Here is a 21075-nt window from a genome sequence, read left to right on the forward strand (position 1 = left end):
ACACGGTGCAGTCACCGAGCGCCGTTTCGGGGCCCGTCCGTACCGGTCACCACAGCGGCCAGTCACCGCTGGTGGCCCAGCGGACCGCCACCACGGCGGCGGCGATGCTCCAACCACCCGCCGTGACGATGGCGACCCCGGTGGCCACCCCTCGGTCGCCAAAGCGGACCAGCACCAGGGCGGTGACCCAGGCCAGCAGGCCGGCGAACACCGTCCACCACGCGTAGCTGGCCACGTCGGTGCCGAGCAGGCCGAACAGCAGCAGCCAACCGGCCGCCGCGCCGCCACCGGCGGCGACACCACCGCCGGTGACCGGGTGCGGCTCGCGGTAGGTGGGCCGCGTCGGTGGCCCCGAGGGGAAGAGACCGGACGGGGTGCGCGGCACCTGGCGGACGGCACCGAAATCCGGGCCAGGGTCGGGTCGGGCAATGGTCACCGTCGTTGCCCTCCCTCACGCGTGCCGCTCGTGCCCACGGTACCGGCTCTGCCAGGATGACCGGATGTCCTCGCCGACGATCAGCCGCCGCGCTCGTCCGGCGTACCCGATCCTGCTGCTGCTCGCCCCGGTGCTGGCCGCCGGCTGCGCGACCACCCGACCGGGGGTGCCCGACGGCGCCGCGCCGACGCCACCTTCGGTCTGGGCGACCGCCGACCAGCCGGCGTCACAGCCGCCCACGCCGGCGGCGACCGAGTCGAGTTCCCCGGCGCCGTCGTCGGCCAGGCCGTCGGCGACGGCACCCCGCACCGGGCTGAAGCACGTCTTTCCGGTACGCGCGGACGACGTCGACTACCACCCGACGCACGGGGCGTACCCGGCGACTGATCTCTTCGCCGACTGCGGCGAGCCGTTCGTTGCGGTGACCGACGGGACGGTGCTGGAGGTGAGCCGCGTCGACCGGTACCGCAAGCGTGGGCCGCAGGGCCCTGACAACGGCGGCCTGTCGGTCGCCCTGCTCGGCGACGACGGGGTGCGCTACTACGGCTCGCACCTGAGTGTCGTGACCAGCGGAGTCGACGCCGGGGTGCGGGTCCGCGCCGGGCAGCAGCTCGGCAAGGTGGGCCGCACCGGCAACGCGAACAACGTGTGTCATGTGCACTTCGGCATCTCTCCGTCGTGCGCGGGCAAGGACGGCTGGTGGATCCGGCGCGGGGTGATCTGGCCGGCGCGTTACCTGGACTCCTGGCGGCGCGGCGGCAACCGGGAGCCAGCCGCCGAGGTCACCGCGTGGCAACGCAGGCACGGCTGCCCGAAGGCGCCCTGACATGGCTCACGCGAGAGATCCCATTGCCGACCTGCGCCGGATCGCGTTCCTGTTGGAACGGGCGAACGAGGCCACCTACCGGGTACGCGCGTTCCGGTCGGCGGCGAAGGCGCTGGCCGGCCTGCCTGCTGCCGAGCTGACCGAACGGGCCGGCAACGGCACGCTCACCGAGTTGGCCGGTGTGGGTGACGTCACGGCCCGCTGCGTGGCGGAGTCCCTCGCCGGTGAGGAACCGGTCTACCTCCGTCGTCTGGTGGCAACCGAGGGCAGCGACCTGGACGCCGAGGCCACGGCGCTCCGCGCCGCCCTGCGCGGCGACTGTCACACCCACTCGGACTGGTCCGACGGCGGCTCGCCCATCGAGGAGATGGCGCTGGCCGCTGTGGAGTTGGGCCACGAGTATCTGGTGTTGACCGACCACTCGCCCCGGCTGACGGTGGCGCGGGGGCTGACCGCGGAGCGGCTGCGCCGGCAGCTCGACCACGTGGCGCAGGTCAACGCGGCGCTGCCCGAGGGTTTCCGGATCCTCACCGGGATCGAGGTGGACATCCTCGCTGACGGTTCCCTGGACCAGGACGACGACCTGTTGGCGCGGCTCGACGTGGTGGTGGGGTCGGTGCACAGCGGTTTGAAGGACGAGCGGTCGAAGATGACCCGGCGCATGCTGAAGGCGGTCGCGAACCCGCACCTGGACATCCTCGGTCACGTCACCGGCCGGATGGTGTCTTCCCGCCCGGCCGGGGTGACCGGTCCGGGCGATCGGGGGCACCGCGCGCGTACCCGGGCGGAGAGCGACTTCGACGCGGACGCCGTCTTCGCCGCCTGCGCCGAGCACGACACCGCCGTCGAGATCAACTCTCGGCCGGAGCGGCAGGACCCGCCGAAACGCCTGATCCGCCGCGCATTGGAGGCCGGTTGCCGGTTCGCCATCAACACGGATGCGCACGCGCCCGGCCAGCTCGACTGGCAACGGTTCGGCTGCGAACGCGCCGCCCTTTGCGGCGTCCCCGCCGACCGTGTGGTCAACACCTGGTCGGCAGAGCAGTTGGTGGCCTGGACGCACGACCGCCCCTGATCAGCCCGCCCCTGCCCTTCGGGGCTGATCCACTCGCGTTTCGTGAAATCGGGGTGTCCCGGTCCGCCGGACACCCCGATTTCCAGGAAACCGAGTCGATCAGGTGGTCTGTCAGCGGTGGGCGGGTTCGGCGGCGGGGGTGGCGGGAGCGCCGACGCCGACGACCGGGCTGCTCCGGCGGCGACTGAACATCCCCTGCGAAACCGCGACCCCGAGCAGCACGATCAGCGCGCCGACCGGTTGGTGCCAGTTGAGTCGTTCGTCGAGCGCCAGCGCACCGATCAGCACCGCGAAGATCGGAATCAGGTACGTGACAGTGGACGCGGTGCTCGCGCCGGCCACCCGGATGTTGCGCATGTTGATCACGAACGCGAGCCCGGTGCCGAGCGCGCCGAGGGTCAGCACACTTGCCACCACCCCGGCCGACAGCTCGGTGGGCAGCGGCGGCAGGCCGGCGACGAAGGGGGCGACGATGGCCAACTGCGCGGCCGCGAGCAGCAGTTGCGCAGTGGAGAGCGACAGGCCGGAGTACGCGCTGCCGGCGACGAAGCGCTTCTGGTACGGGATGGCCACGCCGTAACAGGCCGCCGCACCGAAGCACATGAGCTGCCCGGTGAAGTGCGCCCCGCCGATGCCCTCCCAGACCCCGAGCACCACCAGCACCCCGACGAAGCCCAGCCCGAGCCCGACCGCACGGCGCACTGTGAGCCGCTCGGTGCGGAAGACCAGCACCGCCAGCGGCAGCACGATCAACGGCGTGGTGGCGTTCCAGATGCCGGCCAGCATCGACTCGACCCGCTGCTCGCCGTAGCCGAAGAGGGTGAACGGCACTGCCACGCCGAAGGCGGCGACGACGGTCAGGTGGGCCCAGACCCGGGGCTCGCGGGGCAGCCGGTCGCGCAGCACGGCGAGGACCACCAGCAGGGTCAGCGCGCCGGCGACGACCCGGTAGAGGGTGAGTTGCACCGGGTGCAGCTCGGCCACCCCGACCTTGATGAAGAGAAAGCTGGAACCCCAGATCGCGGCGAGGGCGACAAAGCCGGGCAGCCAGGCACGGACCGGCGCCTTGTCAGGAGTGATATCGGTGTTCACCCCTGACACTCTGCCGCAACCGTGCGACAAAGTCGCGCGCCTTTCGGCCGTCACGCCGTGCCTCAACCCGCAGCTCCAACACGACAAACGTCGGCGACACGGGGGCGGCGTGGTCACGTAGGGTCGCAGCGTGGGACGAATTGATGAACTCGCCAACCGCTACGTGGCCGAGTGGGCGCCGTTGAGCCCCACCGGCGCCACCTTCGTCGGCATCGCCGGCCATGACGACCAGCTCGACGACCTCTCGCCCGACGGCTACGGGGCACGCGCGGACCTCACCCGCCGGACCCTCGCCGAGCTGGAGGTGACCGAGCCGGAGACCGAATCGGAACGGACCGCCAAGGAGGCCATGCAGGAACGACTCGGCCTGGACCTCGCCCGGTACGACGCCGGTGAGGTGACCAGCGAGGTCAGCGTGATCACCAGCGGGCTGCACGAGATCCGCATGGTGTTCGACCTGATGCCCACCGCGACCAGCGACGATCAGGCCAACATCGCCGCCCGGCTCAACGGCTTCGGCGCCGCGCTGGAGGGCTACAAGACCACACTGCGCGAGGCGCTCGCCGCCGGTGAGGTCAGCTCGAAGGTGCAGCTGGTCGAGGTGGCCAAGCAGTGCGACATCTGGGTCGACCCGACCGGTGACAACTTCTTCCACGGGCTGGTCGAGCGGCTCGGGGCGGCGGGCACCCTCGGCTCGGAGCTGCGTCGGGGTGCGGCTGCGGCGACAGCGGCGACAGCCGAGTTCGGCCAGTTCCTGCGTAGTGAGCTGGCCCCGCACGGGCGGGACAAGCAGGCCGCCGGCCGGGAGCGCTACGAGCTCGCCTCGCAGTACTTCCTCGGCGCCAAGGTCGACCTGGACGAGACGTACGCCTGGGGCTTCGCGGAGCTGGCCCGCCTGGAGGCGGAGATGCGGGTCGTGGCGGGGCGCATCGCCGGCTCCGGTGCCACAGTCGACGAGGCAGTGGCCACCCTGGACGCCGACCCCGCCCGGACCATCCAGGGCAAGGAGGCATTCCGGGACTGGATGCAGGCGCTGGCCGACAAGGCGATCACCGAGCTGCACGGCACCCACTTCGACATCCCGGAGCAGGTCCGCCGCATCGAGTGCTGCCTCGCCCCGACCAGCGACGGTGCCATCTACTACACCGGCCCCAGTGAGGACTTCTCCCGCCCGGGTCGGATGTGGTGGGCGGTGCCGCAGGGCATCAGCGACTTCTCCACCTGGCGCGAGGTGACAACGGTCTACCACGAGGGCGTGCCGGGTCACCATCTTCAGGTGGCGCAGACCGCCGTCCGGGCCGACCTGCTCAACCGTTGGCAGCGGCTGCTCTGCTGGGTCTCCGGGCACGGCGAAGGCTGGGCGCTCTACTCGGAGCGGCTGATGGACGAGCTGGGCTACCTGGACGATCCGGGCGACAAGCTGGGCATGCTCGACGGCCAGGCGATGCGCGCGGCACGGGTGATCGTGGACATCGGCATGCACCTGGAGCTGGAGATCCCGAAGGACAATCCGTTCGGTTTCCACCCGGGCGAGCGGTGGACGCCCGAGCTGGGCTGGGAGTTCATGCGGGCACACTGCCGGGTTCCGGACGAGAACCTGCGCTTCGAGCTGAACCGCTACCTGGGTTGGCCGGGACAGGCGCCCTCGTACAAGGTGGGTGAGCGGATCTGGCTCCAGGCCCGCGAGGACGCCAAGGCCCGCAAGGGCGCCGACTTCGACCTGCGGGAGTTCCACCGGCAGGCGTTGGACCTGGGTGCCCTGGGTCTCGACCCGCTGCGCCGGGCGCTGGCCCGGCTCTGACCGGGCGGTGGCTGCGCGCGCCGACGGTACGACGAGTCCGTCGCCGCGCGCAGCCACGCCCCGAGCCGAGGCTGCTGGCGCGGAAATGCGGGCGAGCAAGCGCCTCTTCACGCTTCAGCCAGCGACCCCCGTTCTCTTTTCTGTAGGTACGACAGAAATTCCGATACGCTGGGCAGGTCGTCCGCCGGAAATGTGATGCCGAGAGTGTAGGTGTCCTGGTTGAGCTTCCCGAGCGAATCTCGGAGGAATGACTCCCTCAACTCGACCACCAGTCGCAGGTAGCTGCCCCAGACGCCAATCTGCTTCGCCTGGAGCGGCAGGGAGAAAAACGGTTCCTCGGCCAACACTTCAGCCGGCGGGGTTCGCGTGGTGCCGTAGAATGTGGGGAGCACATAGGCAATGTCTTCGCCAAACGGTCGGCTTGTCATCAAGGCGGGCTCCATGAACTCGCTTATGGTCAGCCGCCCTGCCGCGCGGTCGAGCCTGAAAAGGCCATGCTTGCCGGATTCTCGGACTCCGACCGTCCCCTCCAGGGGCACTTCTTGACATAGGCGTTCGACCGCCAGCAGGAGTAGTTGGCAGACGTCGATGGCATCACTCACCGTCTCCTTGCTTGGAACGCGGTATTCGTGTTCCATCACGTTGCGCTCGACGTTCAGCTTCCGAAATATGCTCAGCGAGATCAGTCCGCACTCGTCGAGCAGGCGTAGCTTCTGTCCGAAGTCGCACCGCTTGTTCAGCGCGAGCAGTCCGTAGTTGTGCAGCAGGGTGTCAATCGCAAGGTGCAGCGCCCTCTTGGCATTTCCCATCGCATTTACGAGGCCCCGCTCCTGACCCGACTTGAAATCTTCGTGGGCGAAGCTCAGGTACTGCTCGGCGGAGATCTCAGAGGATAGCGGAATAGCGCTGGCGTGTGAGACCTCGCCGAAGTAACCAAAAGGTCCGTCGTCAAAGAAAATAACCTTCGCCACCCGGTGGTCCTCCTCCTGTCGGAACAGGACAGCGTATCGACGCGAGGGCCCTGCTGGACAGCCTGTTTCGACGCTCGTCTCTGGTGTCGTCCAGCGGTAGCCGCGCAAGCCCCACCAGATGGCCCGCATGCGCGCCACCCGAGGCTGCGCCCACTGTCGTGCGCTCAGCCGAGGGTGAGTGCCAGCGCCGGGCGGGCGGTGAGCGTGTCGCTGGTGACGTACGCCAGGTCGATGGTGGGGTCGGTGAACGTGATCGGGATGGGCGAGGTGATCGGAAGGCCGTCCGGTAGCGGCAGATCCGGGGTCAGAGTGATCTTGATGCCGAGCAGTCGGCCGACGAACCGGGTCGCGTAGAAGGCCACGTCTCCCCGGACGGTCAGCTGGTTGGTCGCGTACCGCTGGTTGCGCCCTGCGGGGCCGTCGGCCCGCAGCAGGAAGTCGGCGGTCACCGCCTCCCGCATGCTGAACTTCAGCACCTTGAGGTCGCCCTTCACGGTGTGCAGGTCAGTGACCCCGTCGAACCGCAGCCCGGTCATCCGCACCGACGACCCGGTGAGCTTCGACGGCGTCTGGGCCACCGTCGGCAGGGCCGGATCGGCGACGATGCGCGGCAGGAGTTTGCCTGGCTGCACCGTTGCCGGCCGCTCGGGTGCCGGTTTGCCGGGCTTGCCAGGGGTCGGCTTGCCCGGGGGCTGCGACGGACAGTCGGCGGGGCCGGGGCGGGGCGTCGCCGTGCTGGTCGGCCGGGCTGTCGGCGTGCCGGTGGGACGCACCGAGGGCGCGGGGTCCGCCTGGTCTCCGATGCCGAGCAGGTCCCCGATCCCGTCCAGGATGTCGGTGATCACGTTGCCGCCCCGCGTCGGGCTCGGGGTGGGCGTCGGCGTGGCGGTGCTGCGACCGGGCGACGGGGTGACGGCCCGGGGCGGGGTGGGACAGCCGGTCGGGGCCTGTCGATTCGGTGCGGCCTGCACCGCTCGGGGCTGGGCGGTCAGGCCGACGGCCGCCAGGCCGAGGACCACGAGAGCGATGGCGAAGGCTCGCGGATCAGCGGAACGCCCCGGCCACTCGGGCGGCGCACCCTCGTCGGAGGCTCCGACCCCCGGATGATCGACCCGCACGGCAGCGCCCTCGCCGGCACTGCCCTGGTCGTCGTTGCCCTGGTCATCGTCGTGCTGCTCGATCTCGGTCGGCGGCGGGGTGGGTGGTGTGGGGTGGATCGGCGTCCAGGCGAAGGCGAGCGCGCTGCCGACGATGCCGAGCAGCAGGCCGACGAAGAAGCCGCCCAGGTTGAGCCCGATCAGCGAGTACACAGCGGTGACCGCCGCGACGACCGAGTAGAACAGCCGCTGTGCCGGGGTGAACCAGAGCAGCAGGCCACAGGTCACCAGGATGATCGGGATCAGTAGCGAGAGCAGGCCGGTCGCACCGCTGTGGAAGCTGAGGCCGTTGAGGGTCATCCGGGTGGAGGCGAACATCTCCAGTCCGGCCAGGGCGATGAGCAGCCCGCCCCAGAACGGCCGGCTGCGCTGCCAGCGGCGGAAGGTCCGCCACGCCTGAGCCGGACCACCGGGCCGGGCGTGGGACGGGTTCGCGGTTGTCACGTACTCCTCCTGGCCGAGCGGGGACGGGACCGAGCGGGGATGGGGGCATGGGCCCGGCCCGCGGTGCTGACCACCGCGGGCCTCGGCTCAGCTCAGAAGCACTCCTTGCCCTTGGCGTCGTCACCCACGTTGACCTTGAGTCGGAGGCCGACCAGGTTGAACGTGGCCGCCGTGGTGTAGCGGGACACCTGTTGCAGGTTGGTGATGGTGACGTGGTCGGAGTTCTGGCCGAACGAGCCGGCCTGAGCCGTCGGGTTCAGGTCGGTGGCGTCCCGACCGATCCTGATGTTGGTGAAGGTCGCGTTGCCGTTCAACGAGTCCATCGCGATCAGCAGGTCCTTGGCGCGGGCGGGTTCCTTGCCCTCGCCGGCGTTGATGGTGAGCACCACAGGCAGGCCCGGCAGGTCGGCGCGGACCGACTGGCAGAGGCTGTACAACTCGGCGCTGCTGATCTCGGAGAGCGCGATCGGGTGGACCTTGCCGGACTTCCCGTCGGTGCCCTTCTCGCGGACGATGCCGCCGTACTGCTTGAAGCCGTCGCCCTCCAGGCGGTCGGCGCCGATCTTGAACGTCTGCCCGGAGACAGTGATGTCGGACGCGATCGCGCCGGTCGACATTCCGAAGAGGATGGCGCCGGCAGCCGCCGTGGCGGGCACCATCATGGCGGCGAAACGCCACCATCGGGTACGACCCTGACTGTCTATCCGATCCTGCACGGGTTCCTCCTCGGGTCGATGCGCGCGAGTGGCCGGTACCGAGCGGGCGGCCCGCGCTGGGAGCCCGCGTTCTGTTACCGGCTGGTAACCATCGGGCTTGATGGTGCACCCGTTGCGGCACAGGTCACAACCCCCCGATTACCGAGCGGTAACAGTCGGCCGACACCGCGGAGGTGGGACATCACGGAAGGTGAGCGGATTCGCCTTCGCAACACTCCTATATGTCCACAAGCTGGGCGCGATGCGGCAGATCGATCAGCGCAACGTGACGCTGCATTGACTAATTACAATCGAATAACAAATGTAAAGCACGCAGGTCGTACGGGTTGTCACACAGGTCGAGGGGCGGACCGCGTCGCGGTCCACCCCTCGGTCGTACGTCCTGTCGTACGCGCGTCAGCGCTGCTCCACCTCGCCCGGAGCCGGACGCTGGGTCGGCACGGTCGGATCCTCCGACTTCCAGTTGGTCGAAGCCGGCGGGATCTCGTCGGTCAGTGGCCCGCCGACCGGCTGCGGCCTTGGCTGCTCGACGGTGTCCGTGTCGCGCACCGGCTCCTGGTCCACCCGGGTCGGCGTCGGGTCGTCGACCGCCGGCTCGGCGCGGTGCCGGGCCGTCCCACCCTCGGGTCGGGTCACCAGCCACACACCGAAGACGACAGCGATCAGACCGAGGACACCAGCGACGATCGGGCCCCAGAAACTGATCAGGCCGATCTTGAAGCGGTTTTCCTTGACCGTCTCCACACTGCGGCCGACCGTGTCGTCGGTGTAGTTGAAGTCCGCGTCCAACAGCACAGTCGGGGTGCCGGTGTCAGGGCGCAACTCCTTGTGCTGCTGCTCCCGCACGTTCACGTAGGAGCCGGTGACCGGGTCGACCCAGAGCGTACGGATGTTGCTGTAGACGATCTGGCCGTTGGTGGCACCCGGCGCGAACTTGCCGACCAGCGTCTGGATGCTGCTCTCCGGGGTGGCCAGCACCTCGTTCTCGATCCGCTGCTCGAAGCGGTACGCCTCGATGCCCTTGATCTTCTCGGTGCCGACGAACTTGGCCGGGACAGCCCGCTTCAGGTCACGGTCGAAAACCTGGTAGTCGCGCTTGGCAGTGCCGAACGGGAACTTGTAGATCTGGCCGGTGTACTTCACGTTGCCGACCGGAGTCCCGTCCGCCCCGGTCTCGTTGAGCCACTGGTCCTTCCACGAGGCGGCCGCACCGGAGATCCGGTAGAGAGCGAGTTCGGTGCTGTACTGGCTGACCACGTCCTGGTTGTCGGTGCGCCGGACCGTCTGGTAGACGTCCCAGATCACCGCGTCACCCTTGAGGTCCGCGGGCAGCCGATCCTTGGTGTCGTCGGGCTGTGGGATGACCTCCACGTTGGACACCAGGTCGCCCTGCGGAACCTCGATGCTCACCGAGCTGCCGGTGGCCGTGATCTTCAGGAACCTGGCGTTCTTCGCCTCGGCGACGGACGTCGTTGGCTCAAGATCGTAGGGGAGCTTGGTCACGGCGGGGGCCACGTAAAACGGCAGCCCGGCCGCGAAGACCAGCAATAAGACGCCAAGCCCGAAGAGCGCGGCGCCCACGCGAAGCTTCACTCATCCTCCTGTAACCTGCCGCCCTACGACCTGTTGTCCGGGGCACCCGATCCTTAACATGGCGGGAGGTTACTCCCCGGTCACCTTCAAAGCGACCCCCTGGATGTCCAGATGTCCACAGCCGCCGCGCCAACAGTTTCGGAGCCTTCGGCAACCGGCCGACTTCCCGCCCTCGACGCGCTGCGAGCAATCGGCGCGGTTGCGGTCGTCGGTCACCACGTCGGGTTCCAGACCGCCGTCACCATGAACACCACCTGGGGCGGCTGGCTGGCTCGACTGGACGTCGGCGTCGCCATCTTCTTCGTACTGTCCGGGTTTCTGCTGTTTCGGCCGTGGGCGCTCAACGCCGCGACGGGCCGTAAGCGACCCCGCGCCGAGCGTTACCTGTGGCGGCGAGCAGTGCGCATCCTGCCCGCCTACTGGTTGGCGACAGTGGTCTGCCTGATCGTCCTGCCGCAGAACGGGCAGGCGTCCGGCGGCGACTGGATCCGCCACCTCACCTTCACCCAGATCTACCAGGCCGGGCAGCTGCGCGCCGGGCTCAGCCAGACCTGGAGCCTCGCCACCGAGGTCGTGTTCTACCTGATCCTGCCGCTGGTCGCCGTGCTCGCCGTCGGCCGGTCCTGGCGTCCTGTCCGGACCATCGTGATCGTCAGCGGAAGTGTGCTGGTGACCGCCGGGTGGCTCACCCTGATGGGGCTGGGCTGGCTCGACACCGCCCTGCACACCATGTGGTTCCCCTCGTACGCCGCATGGTTCGGCGCCGGCATGGCACTGGCGGCGGCGCACGTCGCCCTGCGCACCGGGACGGCGCCCGCGACTTTCCGGGTCCTTGACGACCTGGCCTCGGCGCCGGTCACCTGCTGGGCTGCCGCCGTCGGCCTGATGGCGATCGCGACGACGCCCGTCGCCGGCCCCCGCGACCTCAGCAGGCCGACGGCCGCCGAGTTCGGCGTCAAGCTGGCCCTCTACCTCGTGATCGCGGCGCTGATCCTGATCCCGGTGGCCTTCGGCGGGCCGAGCCGGGCCAAGGAGATCTTCGGCAGCTCGTCCGCCCGGTGGCTCGGCGCAGTCTCGTACGGGCTGTTCCTGTGGCACCCCATGGTCATCGAACTCATCTACCTTGTCGGCGACCGACAGCTGTTCACCGGCGGGCTGCTCAACACCTTCGCCCTCACCATGGCCTTCGGCCTGGTGTACGCAGCGGTCAGCTACTACGGCGTCGAGCGGCCCCTGCAACTGCTCGGGTCGCAGGGTCGACGCCGATCCGCAGGGCGTGGGCAGACGCCCGGGACTCCCGCCGCCGACGTGGCCGCACCGGCCACCACGCCGCCGACCGTCGCGGCTGGCACTCCGGTGCCCACCGTCGGCGGGTAGCGCCCAGCGTTGGCCCATCGGGGCATTGCCGGCCGGCACACCAGCCCCTAATGTGACGCGGGTCGCTAAATTACTTGAGAGTAGGGTTCGCGTGGAGCGTCGCTTCGGCATGCCCGGACACGTGTTGTTCCTCAACTGGCGAGACACCCGCAACCCCGAGGGCGGCGGTTCCGAGGTGTACGTCGAACGGATCGCCGCCGAACTGGTCGCGCGCGGATTCCGTGCCACTCTCTTCTGCGCCGCCCACAGCCAGGCTCCCGCCGACGAGGTCAACGAGACGGGCGTACGGCTGGTACGGCGCGGCGGCCGACACAGCGTCTACCTCTGGGCGGCACTCTGTTACGTCGCGGGCGCGCTGGGCATCGGCCCGCTGGCGGCCCGCCGCGGCGGCCGGCCCGACGTCCTGGTCGACGTCTGCAACGGGTTGCCCTTCCTCTCCCCGCTGTGGGCACGACGCCCGGTGGTCAAGCTGATCCACCACGTGCACCGCGAGCAGTGGCCCGTTGTGCTTCCACAGTGGGCGGCCCGGTTCGGCTGGTGGGTCGAATCGTCGCTCGCCGTACGCGTCTACCAGCGGTGCCGGTACGTCACCGTCTCCGAGGCGACCCGCCGGGAGTTGGCAGAGCTCGGAGTGCCGCCGGAGCAGGTCTCCGTGGTGCACAACGGCACCCCGACGCTGCCCCGCACCGACGCCGAACGGGCGACGTTCCCGCTGCTCGTGACGCTGAACCGTCTGGTGCCGCACAAGCGGGTGGAGGTGGCGCTGCGGGCCGTCGCGGCCCTCGCCGACGAACTGCCCCAACTACGTCTGATCGTCGCCGGCCAGGGCTGGTGGGAGTCGCACCTGCGTGAACTCGCCGCGGAGCTGGACATCACCGAGCGGGTGGACTTCCGAGGCTTCGTGACCGAGGAGGAGAAGGCCGCCCTGCTCGCCTCGGCCTGGGTGGCCCTGACCCCGTCGCTCAAGGAGGGCTGGGGCCTCACGATCGTGGAGGCGGGTTCGGCGGGCACCCCGACTGTGGCGTTCCGGGGAGCGGGCGGAGTCGCCGAAGCTGTCGTCGACGGGCGTACCGGCCTGCTGGCCGACGACATCGACGACTACCTGATGAAGGTGCGCACGCTTCTGCACCGGGATGAGCTGCGGCGGGAGATGGGCGCCCAGGCCCGGGAGCACGCCGCCAGCTTCACCTGGCAGGCCGCGGGTGGGCGCTTCGAGGCGATCCTCACCGGTGTGGAGTCGCCCCGCCCAGTGCAGCAGCGGGGCGAGCCGTCCTACCTGTCGCCGTAAACCGCTGGGGCGTACGGGTCCTTCTTACCGGCCCGCTTGGCCGCCTCCGTGACGAGCTTGGCCTCCTTTGCGGCCTCCTCGTCGGTGGCGGTCGCGGCGGCCGAGATCCCGCCGAGAGCCAGGATCCCCAGCAACGCCGCCACCAGGCCAGACACGACCAGGGTCAGAGCTCTACGCATGCCAATCCTCCAATGGCGAGACGTGCGAGCGGACGTTACCACGCGGTAGCTCGCCGGTGTAGTGCCGAAACGGCGGCAGCGATGACCACCAGAAGGGCAGCGCTGAGGGCCGCCACCACCGCCAGTCGGGCCAGTCCGGACCCGCCCGGTTGCAGCACGGTCTCCGGGTTGCGGTACAGCGTCAGGAACTGTCCGTCGTGGACGCGCTCGAGGCCGCCGAGTACCTGAGGATCCACCTCGCCGGAGACCTCGTGCTGCACCAGGACCCAGCGCACGCCGGTGGTCCAGACCGGCCGCCCCTCGGCCAGCGCCCGGCGTATCTCGCGGACGCGCGGGTTCTCACCGGCCACGGCGACGTCGCCGACCCGGAGCGTGTCGTCGGTCAGCACCGTCCCCGGCAGGTGGCGCGGCGCCGGGTCCAGAACAACCCGACCAGGGTTCCACGGGTACGCCCGGTAGGCGCTCAGCGGCAACGAGAGGATCTCCCCCGGCTCCTCCTCGATGTGCTCGGCCACCCGCTGCCACTCCGCCGGATAGCTCACCGGACGAAGCCGACCGGCACCGCCGAATGCCAGGTCCGGCAGGACCGCCACCGGCAGGAACAGCAGCCCGACCAGGATCACCCCGGCCACCTCCCGGTCGATCCGGGCCACCAGCCGCTCGGCCCCCAACGCCGCGCACACCACCAGCAGCAGGGCGTACGGTGCCAGGAACTTCTGCCCATCCCGCAGCAGCCCCGCGCCGGGCAGGTGCACCACCGCCCAGCGCAACGCGGCATCCCCGCCGGGGAGCAACCCGAAGGCGGCGAGCAGACAACCGGTCCCGGCGAGCACCGCCAGGCGCACCGCTCCACCCGGGGGCAGCCGACGCCGCAGCAGGCCCGCACCGACACCGGCCAGGATCAGCAGCACAACCGTCGCCACCGGCACCAGTGGCGTCGCGCGACTGGCTGGGGTGGCCTGCGCGCTCCAGATACCGCCGGTGCCGGCCAGCGCCACCAGCGGGCCCGCCCAGTTCTCCGCACGCGCCGCGAACGCCGCCACCCCCGCCGGGTCCGAGGAACCCCCGGCGCCAGTGACCACTGCCGCTACCACCCAGGGGGCGTTGAGCACTCCGACCGCGGCCAACGCCTGCCGGGACCGGTGCGGATGCATCCGCTGCGACACCAGCAGCGACCGGGGCGCGCGCATCCGGTCCGACGTCAGCACCAGCACCGTGCCCAGCGCAATCAGACCACCGGTCGGCGTGATGGCGGCGGGAGCGGCGGCGAGCACCACCCGGGCGAGCGCGCCGTCGCGCCCGGCCCGCAGGTCCAGCGCCGCCCGCACCAGCCAGGGCAGCGCGGCGTACGCGAGCAGCAGCCCCCACTGCCCGATCAGCAGCCGCTCGGCGAGGTACGGCGACCACGCGTACGCCAACGCGGCGAACAGCCGGACCGCACGCCGTTCGGTCGGCACCAACCGGCCGGCGCCGACCGCCGCGAGGAAGACCGCCCCGGCGAGCGCCAACCGCTGCACCGCCCAGCCCGGCACGAGTTGGGTGACCAGCGAGACCAGCGCGTCCATCGGCACCGCCCGGGGCAGACTCTGCGCCGGGGCGACGAGATCCCAGGTCAACGGCTGCCGGGGTACGAACACCATGTCGTACAGCAACGCGTAGCCGGGTGCCGCCAGCGGGGCCAGCACCACCACGGTGACCGCCGCCGCTACCGCGTACAGCGACAGCGTGTCGGGCGTCCGCCGAACCGGTGCGGCCTCGACGCCGTCGGTCGGCTCAACCATTCACGATGCCGGCACCGCCCGGCCCACCGTGATCAGCTCGGTGCACACCCCGACCTCCGGCGTTTGGACGGTGAGCTCGACGGCGTCCCCCGCACCCTCCAACAGGAAGAACAGGTCGTTCAGCCCACGTCGCAGAGTGATCTCGCGGGTGGCGTCCCCGAGCCGGAACAGCGCTGTCGAGTCACCCGAGCTGAGATAGCCGAAGTGCACCACGTACGGCCACTCCACCAGGTACCCGTCCAACGGGATCCGAGTGGGTCGGCCGCCCTGGGCCAGGTGTCCGCAACCGTCCACCGGACCGGGCACGATCTTCCGACCCTGAACCACCACCGGACGGATCCGGCCAAGATCATCGAACGTCGACGGGCGCGCGGCCTCCGTCACGAAGGTGGGTCGACGCTCGGCCGGGCGGAAGAAGTGCGACTGGAGATTGTCCGGCCAGAAGTAGCCGGCGATCACCCGGTCCGGGACCGCGGTGTCGAAGAAGACGGTGCCCGGCGGCGCAGCGGCCAGCTCAGCCTGCGTCGTCGCGAGATAGTCCCGCCCGTACTTCGTACTCCAGTTGTCGCCGAAACGGGCAGTGCTCCACAGGGTGCCCACGCCAATGGTCACCAGGACGACGATCATCGAGACCAGGCCGACAGCGAACGCGCCCGGCTCCCGCAGGACCGTCGGCACCGGCCACGCCGACACCTCGTCCTCGTCGGTGTCCTTGATCCCCAGCAGGGCCGCACCCACACAGATCGCGGCGACCAGCACCACGTCGGCGACGTACCGGGGGACGACACCGATCAGTGGGCCGAGCGGCCCACCCAGCCGGGTGATGGCGAACAGCGCGGCGACCAGGCCGAGGTAGGAGGTGAGCAACAGCCAGGCCCGGCCGGCCGACGGACGCCGCCGGACGGTGACCACGACGAGCGTCGCCAACACCGCCCACGACAACCACTTGGCGATGTCGTACGGATCGACGAGCGGGGGACCGTCACCGGCGTAGGTCCAGCGCCAGGGACCTCCGAGCAGACCCGGCACCACTGTCTCGCCGACCAGGTCACCGAGGAAGTTGAGGACCGGACCGACCGAGGTCGGGTCCCGCAGTTCACCGGAGGGGCGGGTCAGGTAGAACGCCAGGTATCCCCCCGACAGCGCGCTGAGCACCAGCCAGGCCGGCCAGTGCCGGCGGATCGCCGCCGCGAGACTGCGCCACACGCCACCGGAGGTGAAAAGGAAGACGGTCAGCAGGAACAGCAGCGGCACGATCAGCAGGGACTTGGTGTCGAAGAGCAGGCCGAAAACCAGCCACAGCGCGACCGCCACGAGGTGCCGCAGGCGACCCGTCCGCACGTACCGGACCTGGGCTGTCACCGCCATGACCAGCGCCAACTGCATCGGCAGCACGAGCAGCCCGACCAACCACAGCGAGGAGACCTCAAGCGTCAGCGGGCTGAACACGAACAGGCACAGCGGGATGAGCAAACCCCAGCCGGGCCGGAGCAGATCGCGCAACAACCGGTACACGGCGATCCCGGTCGCCGCCTGGCCAACAGCCAGCAGCAACACCCACGGCCAGGTGGCGAAGCCCGCCGCCCGCACCATCGCCCACGCCACCAACAGGCCGCCCGGCATGAGGTGGTTGTTGAACGTACGCAGGAGGTAGTCCGCGTCCAGCCCGGTGTCGAGGACCTGGGCGGCGATGACGAACTCGTCCTGCGAGAACCAGCCACGGGCGGCGAGGCCGGCGCGCCAGGCGACGGACACCGCGATGAGGGCGATCGCCACGGCGCGGACGGGGTCGGCGCGGAGCCATCGGCCGATCGGCCCGGGCCCGTCGCCGTCGGACGCGACGCGTTCCGGATGCGTCTCGGCCTCAGCTTCTGGCATTGACATGGTCGGCAGCCTGCCACACGCTTACACGCCGTGGGGACGGCCGTTCTCCCGATAACGCCACCGCAGCGCCCCTGGTCGCCCGTCCGTGCCCGGTCCGGATAACGTCGCGCGACAGTCGTCGGCTGCAGGTGCGCGTCCGGCCGGTGAAGACAGGAGCCGAAATGCGTGCAGAGGTGGCCAGTGGCGCCGCTCCGGGGTCCAGCCGGAGCCGGCACACGGCCCGACGGTTCCGGCACCTGGTCATCTGCATCGCTCTCACCGCCCTCGCCTTCCAGCAGGCCCCGGGCCAGGTCGTCCCGGACACCAAGGTCGACCTGAACGTCAACCCGGCCGGGTGGCTGCTCCGCTCGCTGCACCTGTGGGATCCCACCGGCACGTTCGGTCAACTACAGAACCAGGCGTACGGCTATCTCTGGCCGATGGGCCCGTTCTTCCTGCTCGGGTCGGAGTCCGGCCTCGCGCCGTGGGTGGTGCAGCGGCTGTGGTGGGCACTGCTCTTCTGTGTCGCCTACCTGGGGGCGGTGCGCCTGGCGGGCCGGCTCACCATCGGAACGCCCGCCGGGCGCATGATCGCCGGCGTCGCCTTCGCGCTGTCACCGCGCATCCTCACCCAGCTCGGCTGGTCCTCGGTGGAAGCCTGGCCCAGCGCCGTCGCCCCCTGGGTGCTCATTCCACTTGTCGGTCTCGCCGCCGGCACGCGACTGCGACGCGCCGTCGCCGCCTCGGCCCTCGCCGTCGCCTGCGCCGGTGGGGTCAACGCCACCGCCGTGTTCGCGGTGGTGCCACTGGCCCTGCTCTGGCTCGCCACCGTCCAGCCCGTACGCCGCCGGATCACCGCCATCGCCGCCTGGTGTGGCGCGGTGGCCCTGGCCACCGCGTGGTGGTTGGTTCCGCTGCTGGTCCTCGGACGGTACAGCCCACCCTTCCTGGACTACATCGAGACCGCCCGAAACACCACCAGCGTCACCGACGGGGTGACCACCCTGCGCGGTGCCTCCTACTGGGTCGCCTACCTTGCCTCCCCGTTCGGACCGACCATCCCGTCCGGCGCGCGACTCGCCAACGAGGCGGTGCTGGTCGCCGCCACCCTGGCGGTCGCCGCCCTCGGTGTGCTCGGGCTGTCCCGACGGGGGATGCCGCACCGCCGGTTCCTCATCACCGGTCTGGTGCTCGGCGTCGCGCTCGTCGGTCTCGGGCACGTCGGCGACCTGCCGAACATCCTCGCCGGGCCGCAGCGGGAGTTCCTCGACGGCGTCGGCGCACCCCTGCGCAACGTGCACAAGTTCGACGTCCTGCTCCGCCTACCAGTGTGCCTGGGCATGGCGCACCTGATCGGGCTGGCCGTCCGGGCGGCGCGCACCGCGCCCGTGCGGCACCGTCAGCGAACCGTCGCGCGAGCCTGGCTGACCGCAGGTGCCGCGATCATCGCCGTCACGGCGGTCGCCACACCCGCCCTCGCAGGTGGTCTCGCCACCCCGGGCAGCGTCAAGGAGGTGCCCGGCTACTGGCACGACGCCACCGACTGGCTCGACGCGAACACGGGACGCGGGCGGGTGCTCGTCGTACCCGGGGCGCGTTTCCCGTCGTACGACTGGGGCAACACCACCGACGAGATCACCCAGCCGCTGCTCAACAGCCGGTGGGCAGTACGCAACGCCATCCCCTTCACCCCACCGACCACGATCCGACTACTGGACGTGATCGAGTCGACGCTCGCCACCGGCGCCGGGTCGACCGGCCTGGCGGACCTGCTGGCCCGATCCGGAATCAGTCACGTCCTGTTCCGCGCCGACCTCGACCACGGCCGCTCCGACACGGCCCGCCCGGCTGTGGTCCGGCAGGCGCTGGAGCGCTCACCCGGGCTGACCCGCGTCACGTCCTTCGGCCCCCTGCGCGGAGGGCCGTCGTCCCCCGACGAGTTCCGCGACCACGGACTCGACGTGCCCGTCCGGGCGCTGGAGGTCTACCGGGTCGACAGGCCCGTCGAGCCGGTGGTCGCCTACGACAGAGCCGCCGTGACGACAGTGGTCGGTGGCCCCGAATCACTGCTCGACCTCGCCGCGTCCGGGCAGCTCGGCTCGGCGCCCACCGTCCTGGCCGGCGACGCGTCGACCGGCGACGTTGCCGGACCGGTGGCGATGACCGACGGTCTGCGCAGGCGGGACGTGTCGTTCGGCGGGCTGCGTGACAACACCTCACAGACGATGACCGCCGACGACACCTTCGACGTCACCGCGCCCGCCCACGACTACCTGCCCGACTGGGGTGCTGAACACTCCACAGTCGCCCGTTTCGAGGGCATCGACACGATCCGCACCTCCACCGCCCGTTCGCAGGTCGACGCCCCCGGCGGTGCCCGCCCCGAACACCAGCCGTACGCGGCGATGGACGGCAACCCGGCGACCTCCTGGCAGTCCGCGCCGTACTCGCCCAGCGACCAACAGTGGATCGAGGTGGGCCTCGCCAACCCGACGACTGTCACCCGGGTCGAGGTGTGGTTCGACCTGAAGGCCGATGCCCTGCCCACGACGGTGACAGTCAGCGCCGGGTACGAGAGCAGCACCATCGAACAGTTCAGCGACCACATGGTGTTCGAACTGCCCGGCGTCCACGCCACCCGCGAGGTCCGGGTCTCGGTCGACAGCGCGTACGACCTGCGCCCGTTCGGAAACGGCTCGGTCGGTGTCGCGGAGATCAAGATTCCGGGCATCCAGACCAGCCGCACCCTGGTCCTGCCCACCGCACCGGTCACCGACCGGCCGGCGACCGTCGTCGTGTCCGCGGCACCCACCACGCCGGCCTGCTTCTCCGTCGACGGGCACCCGCGCTGCTCCAGCGACGCCATCCGTGGTTCCGAGGACGGGTCCACCATCGACCGGACCCTGAGCCTGCCAGCCGCCGGCGCGTACGACGCCAAGCTGTGGGCGCGGCCGACGGCCGGCCCGGACCTGGACAACGCCCTCGACAAGCTGGTGACCGACGCGCAGCCGCTGCGCCTCGCGGCGCAGATCAGCGCCTCGTCCACTGCCGTGCCCGACCCGACCGGCCGGGCCGGGGCGGCGCTCGACGGGAACCCGGCCACCAGTTGGTCACCGGCGATCGACGACGAGGCGCCGATCCTGCGACTCAAGTGGCTCAAGCCGCAGACCATCACCGGGCTCCGCTTCTCGGCCGACGACAAGACAGCCGCCACCCGTCTCGGCAGTGTTCGCGTGGTCGGCGACGACGGCTTCCGCAGCAGCCTGCTCGGCGACGACGGGCTGCTCCGCCTGGACCCGCCGATGCGGACCGACGAGATCACCATCCAGTTCCTCGACAAGCCGTCCGCCACCAGCACCGACCCGTACAAACTGCGGTTGCCCGAGCGGTTGCCGGTCGCGGTCGGCGAGGTGACGGTGCTACCCGGAGCACCCACAGTCGGACCGCGCCTCGACACACCGGTGTCGCTGGCCTGCGGATCGGGGCCGACGCTCCAGGTCGGCGCGGCGCGGGTGACCACCACGCTGCGGGGCACGCTCCGCGACCTGCTGGAAATGCGCGAGATGCCGGTGACGCCGTGCGGCCGGGACACGCCCCGGCAGCTTGACCTGGGCCGCGGGGAGCACCGTGTCGTCGCCACCCCGAGCCAGCTGGCCTCACCCACCAGGGTCGCCCTGGTTCCGAAGACGACCACGCCGGCCGCGGCGACCGCCACCGCCAGCGCCGCCGAGATCGAATCCTGGGCGGCCACCGAACGACGGGTACGGGTGGCCAGTCACCCCGTCGACCGGGTGCTCGCCGTACGGGAGAACACCAACACCGGCTGGCAGGCCACCATTGGCGGGCGGACGTTGAAGCCACTGGTGGTGGACGGGTGGCAGCAGGGCTGGATCCTTCCCGCCGGCGCCTCCGGGGAGGTGCTGTTGCGTTTCGCTCCGGACACGCCGTACCGCCTCGGGCTTCTCCTCGGCGGCATCCTGCTCGCGGTGGTGGTCCTGCTCGCTGTGGTGCCCGCCCGACAGCCCACCGGGCGAACCTCGGCGACCGTCAGACCACGCGGCCGACGTCGGGTCACCCGCTCGCTGCCGCTGCTGGCAGTCGGGGCCGCCGCGCTTGTGCTGTGGAGCGGCCTCATCGGCGGTCTGCTGGTCGCGGCGGGATTCATGCTGGCGGTACCCGGCCCACGTCGCCTGCAGTGGCCGGCCGACCCACGTCGGGCCAGGATGCTCAGCCGGGCCGTCGAGACCTGGCTCCCCGGCACGCTCGTCCTGCTCGCCGGGTTGCTCTACCTCGACTCGACGCGGCGGAACACCGACGCGTTGGTGCAACTCACTGTCGTCGCCGCCCTGGGTGCCCTCTGGCTCTCCACCGCCGCCCGACGACGCCCGGTACGCCGGCCCACTCCAACCGCCGGGACCTCAGCCGTTGCAGCGGCTGCGCTGGTCGCGGAGGGACCGGATCCGTACCCGGCCGAGC

15 protein-coding genes are annotated in these 21075 nt (G+C 70.6%); 6 read left to right on the plus strand and 9 right to left on the minus strand.

Going from position 1 to position 21075, the window contains the following annotated elements:
• Window positions 1-46 precede the first annotated feature (46 nt).
• Window positions 47-436, minus strand: coding sequence for a hypothetical protein (locus tag MED01_RS04655; RefSeq protein WP_238667301.1), 390 nt, complete (start codon window positions 434-436; stop codon window positions 47-49).
• A gap of 64 nt (window positions 437-500) precedes the next feature.
• Here MED01_RS04655 and MED01_RS04660 point away from each other — a divergent pair, with 64 nt between their 5' ends.
• Entirely contained in the window at window positions 501-1262 is a 762-nt protein-coding gene (locus MED01_RS04660) for a M23 family metallopeptidase (protein ID WP_238667302.1), read from the plus strand.
• 1 nt (window position 1263) lies between these two features.
• Window positions 1264-2337 carry a PHP domain-containing protein gene (locus tag MED01_RS04665; protein WP_238667303.1) on the plus strand — a complete coding sequence of 358 codons (1074 nt, stop codon included), beginning with the start codon at window positions 1264-1266 and terminating at the stop codon, window positions 2335-2337.
• A gap of 111 nt (window positions 2338-2448) precedes the next feature.
• Here the strand turns inward: MED01_RS04665 and MED01_RS04670 are convergent, their stop codons facing one another.
• Window positions 2449-3429, minus strand: coding sequence for a DMT family transporter (locus MED01_RS04670; RefSeq protein WP_238667304.1), 981 nt, complete (start codon window positions 3427-3429; stop codon window positions 2449-2451).
• Between the two features lie 130 nt (window positions 3430-3559).
• Between MED01_RS04670 and MED01_RS04675 the strand changes: the two genes are divergently transcribed.
• On the plus strand, window positions 3560-5230 hold the full coding sequence (locus tag MED01_RS04675; protein ID WP_238667305.1) for a DUF885 domain-containing protein: 1671 nt from the start codon (window positions 3560-3562) through the stop codon (window positions 5228-5230).
• A gap of 107 nt (window positions 5231-5337) precedes the next feature.
• On the opposite strand, the gene MED01_RS04680 is transcribed toward MED01_RS04675, so the two are convergent.
• The 4 genes from MED01_RS04680 to pgfA all read right to left on the minus strand — a co-directional run bounded on the left by MED01_RS04680 (window position 5338) and on the right by pgfA (window position 10111).
• Window positions 5338-6201: a hypothetical protein gene (locus tag MED01_RS04680; RefSeq protein WP_238667306.1), complete on the minus strand. Its 864-nt coding sequence runs from the start codon at window positions 6199-6201 to the stop codon at window positions 5338-5340.
• A gap of 164 nt (window positions 6202-6365) precedes the next feature.
• On the minus strand, window positions 6366-7802 hold the full coding sequence (locus MED01_RS04685; RefSeq protein WP_238667307.1) for a DUF6114 domain-containing protein: 1437 nt from the start codon (window positions 7800-7802) through the stop codon (window positions 6366-6368).
• Between the two features lie 92 nt (window positions 7803-7894).
• Window positions 7895-8518 carry a DUF6230 family protein gene (locus MED01_RS04690; protein ID WP_238667308.1) on the minus strand — a complete coding sequence of 208 codons (624 nt, stop codon included), beginning with the start codon at window positions 8516-8518 and terminating at the stop codon, window positions 7895-7897.
• Between the two features lie 396 nt (window positions 8519-8914).
• Window positions 8915-10111, minus strand: coding sequence for a cell envelope lipid trafficking protein PgfA (gene pgfA / locus MED01_RS04695; protein WP_238667309.1), 1197 nt, complete (start codon window positions 10109-10111; stop codon window positions 8915-8917).
• Window positions 10112-10222: 111 nt separating this feature from the next.
• Between pgfA and MED01_RS04700 the strand changes: the two genes are divergently transcribed.
• Both MED01_RS04700 and MED01_RS04705 read left to right on the plus strand, forming a co-directional pair.
• Window positions 10223-11488: an acyltransferase family protein gene (locus tag MED01_RS04700; protein WP_238667310.1), complete on the plus strand. Its 1266-nt coding sequence runs from the start codon at window positions 10223-10225 to the stop codon at window positions 11486-11488.
• Window positions 11489-11597: 109 nt separating this feature from the next.
• Entirely contained in the window at window positions 11598-12776 is a 1179-nt protein-coding gene (locus MED01_RS04705) for a glycosyltransferase family 4 protein (RefSeq protein WP_238667322.1), read from the plus strand.
• Here MED01_RS04705 and MED01_RS04710 read toward each other — a convergent pair.
• The 3 genes from MED01_RS04710 to MED01_RS04720 are packed head-to-tail and all read right to left on the minus strand — an operon-like array spanning window position 12761 to window position 16614.
• Window positions 12761-12955, minus strand: coding sequence for a hypothetical protein (locus MED01_RS04710; protein ID WP_238667311.1), 195 nt, complete (start codon window positions 12953-12955; stop codon window positions 12761-12763). The two genes, MED01_RS04705 and MED01_RS04710, sit on opposite strands and share 16 nt — an antisense overlap.
• Before the next feature lie 35 nt (window positions 12956-12990).
• The gene (locus MED01_RS04715) at window positions 12991-14736 is read right to left on the minus strand and encodes an MmpA family trehalose lipid delivery protein (protein ID WP_238667312.1); all 1746 of its coding nucleotides are present in this window, start codon (window positions 14734-14736) and stop codon (window positions 12991-12993) included.
• Window positions 14737-16614, minus strand: coding sequence for a glycosyltransferase family protein (locus MED01_RS04720; RefSeq protein WP_372493583.1), 1878 nt, complete (start codon window positions 16612-16614; stop codon window positions 14737-14739).
• A gap of 167 nt (window positions 16615-16781) precedes the next feature.
• Here MED01_RS04720 and MED01_RS04725 point away from each other — a divergent pair.
• Window positions 16782-21075, plus strand: a 4294-nt coding sequence (locus tag MED01_RS04725) for an alpha-(1->3)-arabinofuranosyltransferase (protein ID WP_238667314.1), incomplete at its 3' end; no start/stop codon positions are given.

The sequence above is a fragment of the Micromonospora alfalfae genome, from assembly GCF_022230925.1.
GTDB classification, from domain to species: domain Bacteria; phylum Actinomycetota; class Actinomycetes; order Mycobacteriales; family Micromonosporaceae; genus Micromonospora; species Micromonospora alfalfae.